General features: G+C 68.8%; 13 protein-coding genes, 1 tRNA gene, 1 pseudogene and 1 other annotated feature. Of the genes and pseudogenes, 8 read left to right on the forward strand and 7 right to left on the reverse strand.

Annotated elements, in window-relative coordinates; genetic code table 11:
- Window positions 1-24: 24 nt before the first annotated feature.
- Window positions 25-1,146, forward strand: a complete 1,122-nt coding sequence (locus HC251_RS01120) for a site-specific integrase (protein WP_219943489.1) — start codon at window positions 25-27, stop codon at window positions 1,144-1,146.
- A gap of 90 nt (window positions 1,147-1,236) precedes the next feature.
- Here HC251_RS01120 and HC251_RS01125 read toward each other — a convergent pair whose 3' ends face one another.
- On the reverse strand, window positions 1,237-3,681 hold the full coding sequence (locus tag HC251_RS01125) for a hypothetical protein (protein ID WP_219943490.1): 2,445 nt from the start codon (window positions 3,679-3,681) through the stop codon (window positions 1,237-1,239).
- A gap of 358 nt (window positions 3,682-4,039) precedes the next feature.
- Complete coding sequence (locus HC251_RS01130; RefSeq protein ID WP_219943491.1) at window positions 4,040-4,234, reverse strand: hypothetical protein; 195 nt, start codon at window positions 4,232-4,234, stop codon at window positions 4,040-4,042.
- Between HC251_RS01130 and HC251_RS01135 the strand changes: the two genes are divergently transcribed.
- The 4 genes and pseudogenes from HC251_RS01135 to HC251_RS01150 form a co-directional block, all read left to right on the forward strand.
- On the forward strand, window positions 4,233-4,514 hold the full coding sequence (locus tag HC251_RS01135; protein WP_219943492.1) for a transposase: 282 nt from the start codon (window positions 4,233-4,235) through the stop codon (window positions 4,512-4,514). The two genes, HC251_RS01130 and HC251_RS01135, sit on opposite strands and share 2 nt — an antisense overlap.
- Window positions 4,473-4,600 (forward strand) — a sequence feature (AL1L pseudoknot). (Overlaps the previous gene by 42 nt.)
- Window positions 4,508-5,239 (forward strand): IS3 family transposase, encoded by a 732-nt coding sequence (locus HC251_RS01140; RefSeq protein WP_219943493.1) that lies wholly within the window; start codon window positions 4,508-4,510, stop codon window positions 5,237-5,239. (Overlaps the previous feature by 93 nt.) The genes HC251_RS01135 and HC251_RS01140 overlap by 7 nt, the downstream gene beginning before the upstream one ends.
- A 192-nt stretch (window positions 5,240-5,431) precedes the next feature.
- A complete protein-coding gene (locus HC251_RS01145) occupies window positions 5,432-6,514 on the forward strand; it encodes an IS110 family transposase (RefSeq protein ID WP_219943494.1) in 1,083 nt (360 codons plus the stop codon).
- 26 nt (window positions 6,515-6,540) lie between these two features.
- A pseudogene (locus tag HC251_RS01150) lies at window positions 6,541-6,777 on the forward strand (integrase core domain-containing protein); the annotation flags it as partial.
- 353 nt (window positions 6,778-7,130) lie between these two features.
- Here HC251_RS01150 and HC251_RS01155 read toward each other — a convergent pair.
- A tRNA-Gly gene (locus tag HC251_RS01155) sits at window positions 7,131-7,201 on the reverse strand.
- A 117-nt stretch (window positions 7,202-7,318) separates the two neighbouring features.
- On the opposite strand from HC251_RS01155, the gene HC251_RS01160 reads away from it, so the two are divergent.
- Both HC251_RS01160 and HC251_RS01165 read left to right on the forward strand, forming a co-directional pair.
- On the forward strand, window positions 7,319-8,272 hold the full coding sequence (locus HC251_RS01160) for a DUF368 domain-containing protein (protein ID WP_219943496.1): 954 nt from the start codon (window positions 7,319-7,321) through the stop codon (window positions 8,270-8,272).
- Window positions 8,273-8,335: 63 nt separating this feature from the next.
- Window positions 8,336-8,998 carry a DedA family protein gene (locus HC251_RS01165; protein ID WP_219943497.1) on the forward strand — a complete coding sequence of 221 codons (663 nt, stop codon included), beginning with the start codon at window positions 8,336-8,338 and terminating at the stop codon, window positions 8,996-8,998.
- Between the two features lie 67 nt (window positions 8,999-9,065).
- On the opposite strand, the gene HC251_RS01170 is transcribed toward HC251_RS01165, so the two are convergent.
- Complete coding sequence (locus HC251_RS01170) at window positions 9,066-10,013, reverse strand: hypothetical protein (protein WP_219943498.1); 948 nt, start codon at window positions 10,011-10,013, stop codon at window positions 9,066-9,068.
- 5 nt (window positions 10,014-10,018) lie between these two features.
- Entirely contained in the window at window positions 10,019-10,954 is a 936-nt protein-coding gene (locus HC251_RS01175; protein ID WP_219943499.1) for a DUF1385 domain-containing protein, read from the reverse strand.
- A gap of 192 nt (window positions 10,955-11,146) precedes the next feature.
- On the opposite strand from HC251_RS01175, the gene HC251_RS01180 reads away from it, so the two are divergent.
- Window positions 11,147-11,707, forward strand: a complete 561-nt coding sequence (locus HC251_RS01180; RefSeq protein WP_219943500.1) for an ATP-binding protein — start codon at window positions 11,147-11,149, stop codon at window positions 11,705-11,707.
- Between the two features lie 39 nt (window positions 11,708-11,746).
- Here the strand turns inward: HC251_RS01180 and HC251_RS01185 are convergent, their stop codons facing one another.
- Both HC251_RS01185 and HC251_RS01190 read right to left on the reverse strand, forming a co-directional pair.
- Window positions 11,747-14,005, reverse strand: a complete 2,259-nt coding sequence (locus HC251_RS01185) for a heterodisulfide reductase-related iron-sulfur binding cluster (RefSeq protein WP_255566559.1) — start codon at window positions 14,003-14,005, stop codon at window positions 11,747-11,749.
- Window positions 14,006-14,064: 59 nt separating this feature from the next.
- Window positions 14,065-14,619, reverse strand: a complete 555-nt coding sequence (locus HC251_RS01190; protein WP_219943502.1) for a winged helix-turn-helix domain-containing protein — start codon at window positions 14,617-14,619, stop codon at window positions 14,065-14,067.
- Window positions 14,620-14,779: the final 160 nt, after the last annotated feature.

Consider the following 14,779-nt stretch of genomic DNA (forward strand, 5'->3'; position numbering starts at 1 on the left):
GACCTGACACACCAGGAGGCCGACATGGGCTCACGACGTCAGTTCGGGAACATCCGCAAGATGCCGTCTGGCCGGTACCAAGCCCGGTACCGGGACGGGGCGGGGCAGCTGATCGCCGCTCCCTCGACCTTCGCCACCAAGGCTGACGCCGGGCGGTTCCTCGATCAGATCCGCACCGATCAGGACCGGGGCGCATGGATCGACCCGAGGGCCGGTCAGGTGACGCTGGAGGAGTACGCCTGGGGCTGGCTCGCCCTGCGTCCAGACCTCCGGCCCCGCACCCAGGAGCTGTACGAGGGCTTCCTGCGGCTGCACATCCTCCCGACGCTCGGCCCGATCGAGCTCGGCAGCCTCACGCCGGCGAAGATCCGGGCGTGGCACGCCACCCTGATTGCCGCTGGCAAGCCGGGTCGGTCGACGATCGCCAAGGCGTACCGGTTGCTCAGCACGATCATGCGGACGGCCGTCGAGGACGAGCTGGTCATCAAGAACCCGTGCATCCTCAAGAACGCTGGTGTCGAGCGACCGCCGGAGCGCCCGATCGCCACCGTGGCGCAGGTCTACGAGATCGCCGACCTCGTCAGCCCTCGGTTCCGCATCCTCGTCCTGCTGGCCACGTTCACCGGGTTGCGCCTCGGCGAGCTACAAGCGCTCAAGCGAGGACGGGTCGACATCGAGCGAGGCACGCTGCGGGTCGTCGAGCAGACGCAGCTCCTCAAAGACGGGACCCTCGTGACCGGCCCGCCCAAGACCGACGCAGGTGTGCGCACGATCGCCATCCCGGCGGCGATCCTGCCCGACCTCGCCGCTCACCTCGAGGAGCACGCAGCGCCCGGTCGGGACGGCCTCGTCATTCCAGGACCCGGCGGCGTGCCCTTTCGGCGAGGCACGCTCTACACGGAGTGGCAGAAGGTCATGCGAGTCGTCGGCATCGAGGGCCTCCGCTTCCACGACCTCCGCCACACCGGCAACACCCTCGCCGCCTCGACTGGCGCCAGCACCAAGGAGCTGATGGCAAGGATGGGCCACGCCTCGCCTCGGGCTGCCCTGATCTACCAGCACGCCACCGCCGAGAGAGACCGAGCCATCGCCGACGCACTCAGCGGGATGATCGCACGGGCGCGAACCACCGACGAACCTATGTAGCTGAGTTGCAACGACTGGTGCTCTTAGCCCGCCGCTCGTCTGTGCGGCGATCGAGGCTGGGCCCGAGGTGGGCGTTGTCTGCTCGGCGACCTATCGATGCCGGGTTGCTCCGCTAGCCCGTCGTGCGCTCCGGGTTCGAACGTCATCGATGCTGTGCTTCGCTACAGCGCTGACCTTGGCCCAATCGAACGGGAGATCGTCGCCATTGAGCAGAAGCCACTGCTCGTCCAGGTACTGGCGGAGGGCTTCGGCACGCTGAAGTCGCTCGTCTAGGCCCCATCCCGTCTGAAAGCGTGCGCGTGCAGACGAGTCCACGATGGGGGTGTCGACTCCGACCGCATCCAAGTACTGAAAATCAGTCAACAGTTGACGAATGATGTAGACGCCTGCTGAACCCACCCGCACTTGCTCTGAGTCAGCGCCCCTGACCGCCTCGTGAATGTAGCGCGGGTGTGTATCGATGAGGCGGCTTGCGGCGCAGCGATCCAAGGCCCTGGCGATCTGCCGTGTCTCGAAACCCAAACTCTGTCCATAGGCGTAGACCTCGGGGGTCGGCACGAACCCTTGAGTGTTCCCCGCGTTCGCTGCTCGCTCGAGGAAAGCAACGACCAGCGGCTGCAGGAAGTGTTCTCGACCGTCCGGCTTGCTGATATCGAGCACGTTAGGTATCGGGCTGTCTGAAGGGTCATAGTACTCATGCTCACCGTACAGCACAGCCCGGAAGAACTCGTGAAATGGAAGCGTATAGCCGCCACGCCGGAGTGCGTTGAAAATCTTCTCAGTGTCGACATGGCCACTGCCGATAAATGAGGTGACGTACTCGAGCGCACGGCGAACGTTCCCACCGCTCATGTTGTCGACAAAGCCGACGATGTCCTTATTGGAATTGAAGGCCTCTAGGACGAGTTGGAGGTAAGACTCCAACTTGGAGGACGATACAGTAACCCCCTCCGGGTATGTCGCCAGTCTTCCCGAATCTTGCAGTTCGCGGATCGCAAAGGCGAGTCGACGCTCAATTACTCGATCCACTCTCGGCGGCTCGATCGTGAAGACACGCGGTTGGTAGCCCGTCAACGCTCCCTCGCGCTTGGATCTCGAGAAGGTCTCAGGTCGCAAGGCTAGGAAGCATGTGACAGGCCAGTCCGAAGCCAGCGCCTGACCAATGAGGAACACCTGCTCCTGGAAGTCGAATGGCCGCTGATCGACATTGTCCAAGAAGACGACGGCCTGCTTCCTCTGTGCTTTTATGTAATGATCAAGAGCTCGCTTTAGGTGCTCTTCCCGGTTCTCCATCAAACGTCCGAGATAGGCAATCTGCTGGCGCCGAAACTCCTCCGGGTCCGACTCCTTCAGCTGTCCATGAATGCCGCGCTCGAACGTCTGGAGCTCAGGTCGGTACATGCTCTTCACAAAGCCGGCATCGTCGATGTTCTGTCCATATTCGCTGACGAGCTGATGCTGCAGCTCGCCTGCGACGTAAGACGGTAGATCGTCCGAGACGGCCGGCTTGCTTCCGAAGTCAATGTACAAAACGAACGATCTGGACAGGATGTCGCTCGCTTCAACCTTGATGAAGTGTCTCGTGAACATCGTCTTGCCGACGCCAACGTCACCTAGAAGGATTATGGGACGCTTACCCAAGCTGGCGGCGAAGACGTCCGAGACAAGATCCTTCGAGACTCCCGACCGCGATCTGACCGGGGTAAGACTCGCCTCTGCCTCTGCCTCGCTGTAGATGGAGTATCTAGCAGACAAGATCTCTTTACTCACCAGAGCGTACTGTGAGAGTGATCCGCTACTCATGTAGCACTCACGGAGGAACTCGGCCTCAATCGCTGGCTGTCGAACGATGTCCTCGAAGAACATCCCACCGAGAATCTGCAGCTCTGCCGCCACGGGGTTTCTATTCTTGTAGCCCGGGTATCCGAGAATCCTTGACGAGAGACGTTCCGGCGGAGGAGCGTCTTTGTCCGCATCAAGCATGCGCATCAGACGCCGGGTCTGGGCGCCAGCCGGTGATAGGGCGTCCCAGAGGTCCTTGAAGCGGTCGCGCATAGCCGCCCACGAGTCGAAGACGAGCGCTCGTCCTTCGAGCGGGGGCGTGCCATCAGTTCGGCTGCTCAGGAAGGCCACCAGTTGGTGTCCATTGCTTACCGCTGCAATTGGTATCCCACGAGTCTGTCCGTACTGCAGCACCTGGAGGATCGCATCGGATATGTCAGCGCTCAGCGTTTGTAGGTCCTTCAGCTTCATGGTCGGCCGCGTCATTCCGGCCGGAAGCTCAAAGCCTCGTCCTTCGCGCTTTGCCTCGACGACAACTTGGCGGCCGCCGGAGCCCAGTTCGTAGTCGGTGTACTGGCCGTCGAGATGCACCTCGACGTGTACTTGGTCGCGCTGCCACCCGAGGCACTCAAAGATGAGACGGTCGATGAGGTCCAGCCTGGTCTGCGCCTCATTTCGGCCTTGGTCTGCCTCCGGCGCCCCTGAGTCGGCCATCGCCCGGATGGTCTCCAACGCCGTCTCAAAATCGCTCACGGGCCCTCCTGCCGTGGGTGGAGCCCGGATATCGGCTCGTGTCGTAAGTGTCTGGCGCACCAAGCCTTGGACACGGTCCCGGCGCGTCGGCGTCGAGACTACGTCGTGGCGCATTCCTAGGCTGGCGAGTCCCGATGTAACCGGGCCCTCAGTGGCGGCGGGCCGTGCGCCACGCATCGGCTGGTCATCGCCGAGCTGGTCTGGCGCGGTGCGCTCTTGCGAGTGTCCCGCGTGTGTACAGAGGGAGGTGGGAGGAGCAGGGCCGCCTCCGGACCAGCACAGTCCCTGCGGTCTGTCAAGGTCCGGGACCCGTGTTCCGGTCGAGGTCCGGTAGGTGTGTTCCAGTCGGGCACGGGTTCTAGGCGGCGTTGGTGCGGCGGGGCCGGCCGCCGGGGTTGGCCAGGGCGCCGTGCTCGCGGGTGCGGTCGTGCTTGATCGGGTGGGTGCGGATGAGCTGAACCGCCCCGGGTCTTGTGGAGGCATTGATCCCACGGAAAGGTGGAGTCATGCCAGCACCGAGGAAGTACCCGGCCGAGCTGAGGGAGCGGGCCATGAGGCTCGTTCGGGAGGCTCAGGAGCAAGATCCTGATCTGTCGTTGAACGCGGCGGTGGTCCGGATCGGTCAGCGGGTCGGGGTCAACAAGGACACGTTGCGGGGCTGGTGCAAGCAGGCCGACATCGATGCCGGTCGCCGCCCGGGCACCACGACCTCGGACGCGCAGAAGATCAAGGACCTCGAGGCTGAGGTTCACGAGCTCAAGCGAGCCAACGAGATCTTGTTGGCGGCGTCGAGTTTCTTCGCGAGGGAGCTCGACCCTCGACTGCCTTGGTAGTCGTCTTCATCGACGACCACCGCGACCGCTTCGGGGTCGAGCCGATCTGCCGCGTCTTGCGATCCCATGGCGTTGCGATCGCCCCGAGCACCTACTACGCGGCCAAGTCCCGGCCCCTGTCGGCCCGGGCCCGCTCCGACGAGGCATGGATGGTTGAGATCCGCCGGGTCCACTTCGAGGTGGGCCGTGGCCTCTACGGGGTCCGCAAGGTCTGGCACCAGCTCCGCCGAGAAGGCCACGACGTGGCCCGTTGCACCGTCGAGCGGCTCATGCGCACCGAGGGCCTCCAAGGCGCCCGACGGGGTCGCAAGGTCATCACGACCCGCCCGGACCACAGCGCCGTGCGGCCTGCGGATCTGGTCAAGCGGGACTTCACCGCCACTGCGCCGAACCGGCTCTGGGTCGTGGACTTCACCTACGTGGCGACCTGGGCCGGCATGGCCTACACCGCGTTCGTGACCGACGTCTTCTCGAGGCGGATCGTCGGCTGGCGCACCGCAGCATCGATGCCCACCGAGCTGCCCCTCGACGCCTTGGAGATGGCGATCTGGACCCGCGACGGCCACAGCCTCGACGGGCTCGTGCACCACTCCGATGCCGGCAGCCAATACACCTCGATCCGCTACGCCGAGCGCCTCACCGATGCCGGAGCCGTCGCGTCGATCGGCACCGTCGGCGACTCCTACGACTGTGATGATGCTGGGGTGCTGGTCCGGTCGGCCTGACCCGTGCTTACGACCGACCGTTGTGTCCTTGCGTTGACTTGTCGGTCGGCCGGTCCAGCACCCCGAAGGCAGCCCGCCAGCCGAGCGGCAGTGACCTCATAGGAGCCTGATCGCACCAGGTCCCATCACAGTCCTGTCCTCCCGCCCGGCCGGCGAGCTCGACCGTTGACCGTGAAGAGAGGACCAACAGCCATGGCCAGCATCGCACTCGACCGGACCGATGTCATCGTCGGTGTCGACACCCACAAAGACAGCCACGTGGCTGTCGCCATCGACGGCCTCGGCGGCCGTCTCGGCGTGCACCACCTGCCGGCGACCAACGCCGGCTACGCCGATCTGCTCGCCTGGGCGACCGCTCTCGGCACGACCTACGCCTTCGGGGTCGAGGGCACCGGCAGCTACGGCATCGGCCTGGCCCGGTTCCTGCGCCGCCAAGGCGTCAAGGTCATCGAGGTCAGCCGGCCCCCGCGGGCCGGGGAACGGCGCCTCGATGGCAAGAGTGACCCCATCGATGCCGAGAACGCCGCCCGCCAGGTCCTTGCCGGGCGAGCCGCCACGACCCCGAAGCTCGCCGACGGGATCGTCGAGGCGATCCGGCTCACCCGCATCGCCCGCAACACCGCCGTGAAGGCCCACACCCAGGCCATCGTTGCGCTCAAGGCCACCCTCGTCACCGCCCCCGAGCACCTGCGCGTCGCGCTCGAGCCGCTGAGCGACCACAAGCTCATGGTCGCCTGCGCTGCGCTCGGCACCGACGGCGACCCCGCCGACCCCGCCGTCGCCATGGGCCACGTCCTGGCCTCGCTCGCGCAGCGTTGGCTCGACCTCCACGACGAGATCAAGACCCACACCACCCGGCTCAAGGCCCTCACCACCACCGCCGCCCCCGATCTGGTCGCTGCGTTCGGGATCGGCCCCGACATCGCAGGCGAGCTCCTCGTCGCCGCCGGCGACAACACCGACCGCATCAGCTCAGAGGCCGCCTTCGCCAAGCTCTGCGGCGCCTGCCCGGTCCCGACCGGATCCGGCAAGACCAGCGGACGCCACCGCCTCAACCGGGGCGGCAACCGCCAAGCCAACGCCGCCCTCTACCGGGCCGTCATCGTCCGCATGCGCTGGCACGCACCCACCATCGCCTACGTCGAACGACGCACCGCAGAAGGACTCACCAAGCGAGAGATCATCCGCTGCCTCAAGCGCTACCTCGCCCGCGAGGTCTACGCCCTACTCCCACCCACCGCCGCGCCGACCGCGCCCACCGCCGAGGCCGCCTGAACGACTTGACCATCTATAGGAGCATCAACGCCCTGGCCGAATCGACCATCGGCCTCTACAAGACCGAGCTGGTCCATCGCGATGCCCCCTGGCGCACCCTCGGCGACCTCGAGCTCGCCACCCTCAGCTGGGTCCACTGGTTCAACGAGACCCGCCTCCACAGCAGCCTCGGCTACGTACCGCCCATCGAGTTCGAGAACGATCACTACCGTCACATCAACACCCAGGACGACCCCGTCCTGGGACAACCAGCCCTCCACTGAACCCGGGGCGGTTCAGACAAGCGCTGATCCACCAGACCCAGCTCCACCAACACGACGACACCTCCGGTCGATCAACCTCGACCCGAAGCACAGCCCGTCAGCCAGCCGCATGGAACACACCTACCGGACCAGGCGTAACCCAGGAACCGGACCACCTGTAACCCAGGAACCGGACCCGCGCCGCACTGTGGAACACGGCTACCGGAGCTGCACTGTCAAGCATCTACCGGACCAGCACACACAGTCCCTGCGGTCGGCTGCTGTGGCACGCTTGTGGCACGACAGAGTGCCTGGAGTTGCCGAGCCGGCGTCCAGTACGGTTGCCCGACCCTCTGACCTGGGGCTATTCGTAGAGCGGGTGACGGGAATCGAACCCGCGTTCTCAGCTTGGGAAGCTGATGTTCTGCCTCTGAACTACACCCGCGTGCGCTGACGCATGGGTGGCACACTAGTCGGCAGTCGCGAGTGCTCGCCCCTCGGATGGTGGAGATGGGGTGCGGGCGGGCTGGGACGAGGGGACGGCCCGTGTCAGGATGAACGGGTGCAGGACCTCACCTCTGACCCGGTCGCGCCCGAGCGAGAGCGACCCACGGCGGTGGGCATCGTCACCTTGATCGCCAAAGGCTTCGCCATGGGCGCCGCCGACGTCGTGCCCGGCGTCTCGGGCGGCACGGTGGCCCTGGTGCTCGGGATCTACGAGCGGCTGGTCGGCAACATCCGCCACGGCGCCGGCGCCCTCGGGCACCTGCTGAAGCTGGACGTGAAGGGGTTCATCGCCCGCCTCCGCGAGGTCGAGTGGCTGTTCCTCATCCCCCTGCTCTCGGGCATCGGGCTCGCCGTGCTCAGCCTGGCCCACGTCATCGAGGTGGCGCTCGAGGACCACCCGGTGCCGATGGGTGCCCTGTTCTTCGGTCTCGTGGCCGCCTCGGCCGTGGTCGCCTGGCGGATGATCGAGCACCCCGACGCCCTGCGGCTGGTCATCCTCGTCGGCGTCGCCATCGTGACCTTCTTCGTCCTCGGCGCCAGCGCCGGCGAGCGCTCCGACGCCAGCCTCCTGTTCTTCTTCGCCGCCGGCGCCCTGGCCATCTGCGCCATGATCCTCCCGGGCATCTCCGGCTCGTTCCTGCTCCTCGCCATCGGCATGTACGAGCTCGTCATCGGCTCGGTCAACGACCGGGACCTGGCCGTCATCGCCGTCTTCGCCGCCGGGTGCGTCGTCGGCCTGTCGCTCTTCTCCAGCGCCCTCAGCTGGGCCCTCGAGTACCACCGCGACCCGGTCCTCGCCGCCCTCACCGGCCTCATGCTTGGCTCGCTCCGCGTGCTCTGGCCCTGGCCCATCGGTACCGAGGAGACCGGCCTGGCCGCGCCGGGGAAGCAGTGGGGCCTGGCCCTCGCCATCGCCGTCGGTGCCGCCGTCGTCGTCCTCGTCGCCGCCGAGATCGGCCGCCGGATCGAGGGCCCGTTCGAGGAAGAGCTCGAGCACCTCTATGACTGACGCCCGTCGGGCGGCACCGCGACGACCGACGCCCGAAGCGGTCGGCCCCGGGGCCCTGTCGCGGTGACCGGCGGGCTCTTCGGCGACCTGACCGACTGGGTCACCCGGGTCATCGAGGCCATCGGCTACGCCGGAGTCGCCTTCCTCGTCGCCCTCGAGAGCGTCTTCCCGCCCATCCCGTCCGAGGTCGTCCTCCCCGCCGCCGGGTTCTGGGCCAAGGAGAACGGGGGCGTCCTGCCGGTCGTCCTCATGGTGGTGGCGGCCACGATCGGCTCGGTCACCGGTGCCTGGATCCTCTACGGCGTCTCCCGGGCCATCGGTCGCGAGCGGCTCATCGCCCTGACCGCCCGGTGGGGCAAGTACCTCGGCATGAAGGTCAAGGACATCGACCGGGCCGAGCGCTGGTTCGACGACCGCGAGTACCTCGCCGTGCTGGTGTGCCGCTGCGTCCCGCTGGTCCGCTCGCTGGTGTCGATCCCGGCCGGGTTCTCGGAGATGCCGCCGGTCCGCTTTACCGTCTACACCGCGGCCGGCTCGGCCGTCTGGAACACCGCCCTGATCCTCGTCGGCTACGCCGCCTCGTCCTACCAGGAGGAGGTCGAGTCGGTGATCGGCTACGTCCAGGTGGTCGTGGTGATCCTGCTCGTGGGCGCGGTGGGCTGGTTCCTGTGGCGGCGGGCGATCCAGCCCCGCCTGCGGGGCGAGCCCGTCGGCGTCGAGGACTAGCGCGGCGGGGGCGGGGGCGGGGCCGACGCGACCGACGACACGGCCGGCAGCCTCGCCGACCGGCCGTTCATGCTCGAGGTGACCTGCTGACCTCGGCCGGCTCGGGCTCGGCGGCGACGGCCTCGTCGGTGACGTCCACGGTCAGCGCCGGGTCGACCTCGTCCTCGAGGTAGACGACGGCGTCACCCTGGCGCACCGACGGGGTCCGCCCGTCGCGCAGGTCGATGACCGTGTCCGACACCAGGTCCTCGCGGTCGGCCGCCCGCCGGCGGAGGTCGCCGGGCCAGGCGAAGGTGCCGACCAGCAGGAACAGCAGGCAGGCGCTCAGCGCACCCCGGCTGGCGTCGGTGATCTCGCCCCGCATGTGGGCGACGGTGATGATGTTGAGCACGCAGTGGGCCACGGCCATGGGGACGATGGCCCGGGACCGGGCGACCACCAGGGCGCTGATGATGGCGAAGGCCACGTAGGTGGCCAGGTTGGCCGGGCTCTCCACCTGCTCCTGGTGCCCGGGCAGAAGGACCCACCAGGCCCCGGCGGCGAGGTACCCGGCGACGCGGGCCGCCGTCGCCGGCACCCGCAGCACCATCAGGGCGGTGGCGCCGACGACGGGCACGGCGAAGCGGTAGACGACCTCCTCGTTGGTGGCCGCCACCAGCAGGGCCCCCACGTCGACGACGTCGCCCGAGCGGGAGAACAGGGTCACGCCCAGGCCCAGCCCGGCGACCATGGCGATCCAGAACGGGACCAGCCGGTCGCGGTCGCGGGCCTCGCCGACCGACCGGGCGCCGAGGAACACGAGCAGCAACAGCGACGGCACGACCGACGCCGAGAGCGAGAACGAGCCGACGGTCAGGTCGACGTGGGCCAGCAGCGAGCCCATCTCCACCACGAAGGTGATGGTGGCCAGGGCCAGCACGAGCATGCGGCCGGTGGCGGTGTGCACCAGCGACGGCGCCGGGCGCGGGGCGGGGCGACCCCCCGTGCCGGTGCGGCCTGTCGCGGTGTCGGCCATCCCGCTCACGCCGACGCCCCGACGGGAGCGGCGGCCGGCGCCGGGGCGGCCTCGGCGGCGAGGGTGGCGTGGAGGGCGGCCACCGCGACCTCGATCTGGTCGTCGTCGGGAGGCTGGGTCGTCAGGGTCTGGAGCCACGAGCCCGGCGCCATCAGCACCCGCCCCAGCACCGAGTGGCGGCGGAGCCCGGCCAGGCGGATCACCTCGTAGGCGACACCGGCCACGACCGGCAGGCCCAGCACCCGGCTGGCCACCAGCACCGGCCAGCTCACCTCGCCCACGGCGACGTGGGCGATCAGCGACACCAGCACCACGATGAGGAGGAAGGCGGTGCCGCAGCGGGGGTGGCGGCGGTCGAAGCGGCGGATCTCGGCCGGCTCGAGGGCGACGCCGTGCTCGAAGGCGTGGATCGTCATGTGCTCGGCGCCGTGGTAGGCGAAGGTGCGCTTGACCTCGCTGTTGAGCGACAGCAGCCACATGTAGCCCACGAGGATGGAGAGGCGGATGGCGCTCTCGGTGGCGTTGAACAGCCACCGGCCCTCGATGCCCAGGGCCTTGGGCAGCACCGCCGGCAGCAGGCCGAGGATCCCGATGGCCAGCACGGCGGCGATGACCGTGGTGAGGGCCAGGCCCCCCTTCGAGTAGCCCCTGCCGTCCTCGGTGCCGCGCTCCTGGGCCCCCCAGATCATGGCCTTGGTCCCGAGGCTGACCGACTCCCACAGCGCCACCGGGCCCCGCAGCAGGGGGATGCGGCGCACGCCCTCGCCGTCGTCGGGCAGCGCCGCCCCGGTGGTGGCGATGGTGCCGTCGGCGCGGCGGACCGCCGCCCCCCAGGCGCCGGCCCGCCGCATCATCACGCCCTCGATCAGCGCCTGGCCGCCGATGGGGCCGATGTCGTCGAGGAGGTCGGGGGTGGGGTGCGTCGGAGGCGTGTCGGCCACGGGTGCGTCTCTCTCGTCCCGCCACCACGCTTCGTGGTGAACGTGGGTTGACCCTACTGTGCGTGGTCGGCGCTGTCTAGGCCGAACGACCTATGCGTACCACGCTGCGTGGACCGGCGTCGGTGGGGAACCAGGCCCGGGCCACGATCCGTGGCCGGGGCGAGCGATCGCCCCGGGGGCCAGGATGGAGCGGTGGACGACGGCCCGCACCGAGACGGTCGGCGCCCGACGCTGTTCCTCACCGTCGGGTTGCCGGGGACGGGCAAGACCACCGCGGCGCGCCGGATCGAGGCCGAGCGCGGCGCGCTCCGCCTGACCAAGGACGAGTGGATGAAGGCCCTCTACGGCGCCGACAACCCGGAGGCGGCGTCGGACGTCATCGAGGGTCGGCTGATCCAGATCGGGCTCCGAGCCCTCGCCGCCGGGGTCGACGTGGTGATCGACTTCGGCCTCTGGAGCCGCGACGAGCGGTCCGCCCTCCGCCAGGCGGCGGCCGACGTCGGGGCCGACGTCGTGATCCTCTCCTTCGCCCTCACCCCCGACGAGCAGCGCCGCCGCCTCGAGCGGCGGTGGGCCGAGGCCCCGCACGAGACCTGGCCCATCTCCGAGGAGGAGCTCGGCCGGTGGGGATCTCGCTTCGACGTCCCCACGCCGGGCGAGATCGACGGGACCGAACCGGTCGGGGCCCCGCCCACAGGCTTCGCCACGTGGGCGGAGTGGGCCGCCCACCGCTGGCCGCCGGCGGTGGCCTGATCCCGGATCAGGCGCGCCGGCGGGGGGCGGCGGTGCCGGTCAGACGGGGTCGGGGCCCAGGCTCTGGGGGACGTGGACCGACATGGCGTCGGCCGTCTCGCCCTGCTCGATCGCCTCGACCAGGTGCATGGCGATGTCGGCGACCTTGACGTCCTCGTCGTCGACGCCCATCCCCTTCACGCCGTCGTCGATCATGATGTAGCAGAACGGGCAGGCGGTGGCGATGCGGCTGGCGCCGGTGCCGACGAGCTCCTCGGCCCGGGCGTCGTTGACCTTGGTGCCGACCGTCTCCTCCATGAACATGCGGGCGCCGCCGGCGCCGCAGCACATGCCCTTGGTGCCGTTCCGGGGCGCCTCCACGACCTCGACGCCACCGAGGCGGCCGATGACCTGCCGGGGCGCCATGTAGATGTCGTTGTGGCGGCCGAGGTAGCAGGAGTCGTGGTACACGATGCGGTCGTCGAGCTGGGCCCGGCTGAGGTCGAGGCGGCCCGACTCGACCAGCTGCTCGAGCAGCTTCGAGTGGTGCATCACCTCGTAGTGGCCGCCCAGCTGCGGGTACTCGTTCATCAGCGTGTTGAAGCAGTGCGGGCACTGGGTGATGATCTTCCTCACACCCATGCCGTTGAGCGTCTCGACGTTCTGCATGGCGAGCATCTGGAAGATGTACTCGTTGCCCGAGCGGCGGGCCGGGTCGCCGGTGCAGTTCTCGGCCGGGCCGAGGATGGCGAAGTCGATCTCGGCCCGCTGGAGCAGCTTGGCCATCGACTGGGTGACCTTCTGGTTCTTGTCGTCGAACGACCCGGCGCAGCCGACCCAGTAGAGGTACTCGTGCTCGAGGGCCTCGGTGCCGTCGACCACCACGATCGAGTCGCCCAGCTTCTCGGCCCACTTGGTGCGCTCCGAGGAGCTCATGCCCCACGGGTTGCCGCTGCTCTCCATCGAGCCCCACGCCTTGGTGAGCTCGGTCGGGGCCTTGTCCGGCTCCATCAGCGACAGGTAGCGCCGCATGTCGAGGATCTTGTCGAGGATCTCGATGTTGACCGGGCAGATCTCGTCGCAGGCCTTGCACGACGTGCAGGCCCACACCTCCTCGGGCGTGATCCGCTCGAAGAGGGAGTCGGCGCCGATGGTGATCTCACCGTCGAGGCCGATCGGCGGCGACACCTTGGGGCTGCCGGTGGCGGCCATGACCTCGCCGGTCTTGAGGACGATCTCGCGGGGGTCGAGCGGCTTGCCGGTGGCGTGGGCCGGGCACACGCTGGTGCAGCGGCCGCACATGGTGCACGAGTCGGTGTCGAGGAGCTGCTTCCAGGTGAAGTCCTCGACGGTGGAGGCGCCGAAGCTCTCCATCTCGGTCTCCATCAGGTTCGGCATGGCCTTCATGGCGCCCTTCGGGCGCTCCTTGTCGCGCAGGTACATGTTCAGCGGCGAGGTGAACATGTGGCGGAGCATGGTGACCGGGAGGATGGCCAGGAACAGCACGAAGCTGGCCACGTGGACCAGCCACCAGATCTGGTGGCCGCCGGACAGGGTGCTGGAGTCCTCGATGAGCCCCGACAGCGGGTACGAGACGAACGCCCACTGCTCGAACTCGGGGCGACCGTCGAGGGCGATGCGCCACACCTCGGCCCCGAAGCCGCTGACGGCCAGGACGAGGAAGGTGCCCAGGATCAGGGCGTGCTCGGGCTTGGACTTGATGCGGATCCGGTACGGGCGCTGGACGTAGCGGCGCACGATCGCCCACACCGTCCCGCTCAGCAGGGCGAGGCCGGCGGCGTCGCCCACGAGGACGTAGGCCCGGTACACGTCGCCGTGGAGGAACTTCATGCCCTCGGGGACCTGGTGGTCGATCTCCAGGATGATCGTCACGGCCAGGAGGATCAGGAAGCCGAAGTAGATCAGCGAGTGCATGACCCCGGCGGCGGGGTCGCGCAGGAGGGTCTTCATGTAGACGCCGGCCCGGAAGTCGGCCATGCGGCGCTTGACGTTCTTGGGGGTGGTCGAGCGGTCGTCGGGACCGCCGCGCTGCCAGTTCTTGGTGCGGTTGGAGAACGACAGCGCCCCGATGAAGATGGCGACCGGGATCACGATGTAGAACGCCAGCTTCACCGCGCTGGGCACGTTCCCCCAGACCTCGCGCCGCACCGGGGAGTCGTCGTGCCACCCGGTCAGCAGCGGCAGCCACCCGCCGAGCAGGGCGGCGAAGAGGGCGATTCCGGCTCCGAGGCCGATGACGAGGTGGTGAGGGCGGATCCGCTTCGACGTGGTCGGAGCAGCCTCATCGGTGGCAGTCATGGTGGCCACGAAACTACTCATGGCCCCAGGCCAGGACCCACTCCGAGCGCCAGGGGCGATCAGCCGCCGCTGGCCGCGGTCCGGGGCCCGCTGACGGCGAGGAGGTAGCCGCGGCTGCGGACCGTGTGGATCGTCATGCTCAGCGGGGCCAGCCGGCGGCGCAGGCGCAGGACGTGGACGTCGAGGGCGTTGCGCCCCGGGGCCCCCTCGGGCCAGCCGGCGGCGGCCAGCGCCTCACGGGTGACGACGGTGCCGAGCCGGTCCAGCAGGGCCCGGGCCAGGCGGTGCTCCACCGGCGGCAGGGCGACCCACTCGTCGCCGACCCGGAAGAGCCCGTCGTCGTCGAGCACCGGCCGGGTCTCGACCCGGACCGTCCGCCCGCTGGCGACGCGGTGCGCCAGCCAGCGCACCCGGGCCCGCAGGTCCGCCTCGGCGACCGGGATGCGGACCCAGTCCTCCATCTCGTCGCCCGGCTCGGGGGCCGGGGTGGTGGGGTTGAGCAGCAGCATCCGCGGTCGGCCCTCGGCGCGCAGCGCGGCCCGGGTCGCCTCCTGCTCGGGCCATCGCACCAGGGTGATCTCGGGCCGTCCACCGTTGGACTGCGCGTCGTCCATGGCCGGGACCGTACGGAGGCGACGTTTCTCGGTTGTTTCGCCGATGTGACGACTCCCGTCCGACCAGGGACGACGAGGCCACGGCGGTTCTCGGTACGGATCGGGGCCGTGGGGGGCGCGATCGGTACCAGGGACGCGCGCGCCAAAGGGCTGGTCGGCG

It is taken from the genome of Iamia sp. SCSIO 61187 (genome assembly GCF_019443745.1).
GTDB lineage: Bacteria > Actinomycetota > Acidimicrobiia > Acidimicrobiales > Iamiaceae > Iamia.

Bases quoted from the DNA above. Each gene is read 5' to 3' on its own strand.
- HC251_RS01185 (WP_255566559.1), bottom strand. From the start codon at position 14,005: ATGACTGCCACCGATGAGGCTGCTCCGACCACGTCGAAGCGGATCCGC.
- HC251_RS01145 (WP_219943494.1), top strand. From the start codon at position 5,432: ATGGCCAGCATCGCACTCGACCGGACCGATGTCATCGTCGGTGTCGAC.
- HC251_RS01190 (WP_219943502.1), bottom strand. From the start codon at position 14,619: ATGGACGACGCGCAGTCCAACGGTGGACGGCCCGAGATCACCCTGGTG.
- HC251_RS01130 (WP_219943491.1), bottom strand. From the start codon at position 4,234: ATGGCCCGCTCCCTCAGCTCGGCCGGGTACTTCCTCGGTGCTGGCATG.
- HC251_RS01135 (WP_219943492.1), top strand. From the start codon at position 4,233: ATGAGGCTCGTTCGGGAGGCTCAGGAGCAAGATCCTGATCTGTCGTTG.
- HC251_RS01170 (WP_219943498.1), bottom strand. From the start codon at position 10,013: ATGGCCGACACCGCGACAGGCCGCACCGGCACGGGGGGTCGCCCCGCC.
- HC251_RS01120 (WP_219943489.1), top strand. From the start codon at position 25: ATGGGCTCACGACGTCAGTTCGGGAACATCCGCAAGATGCCGTCTGGC.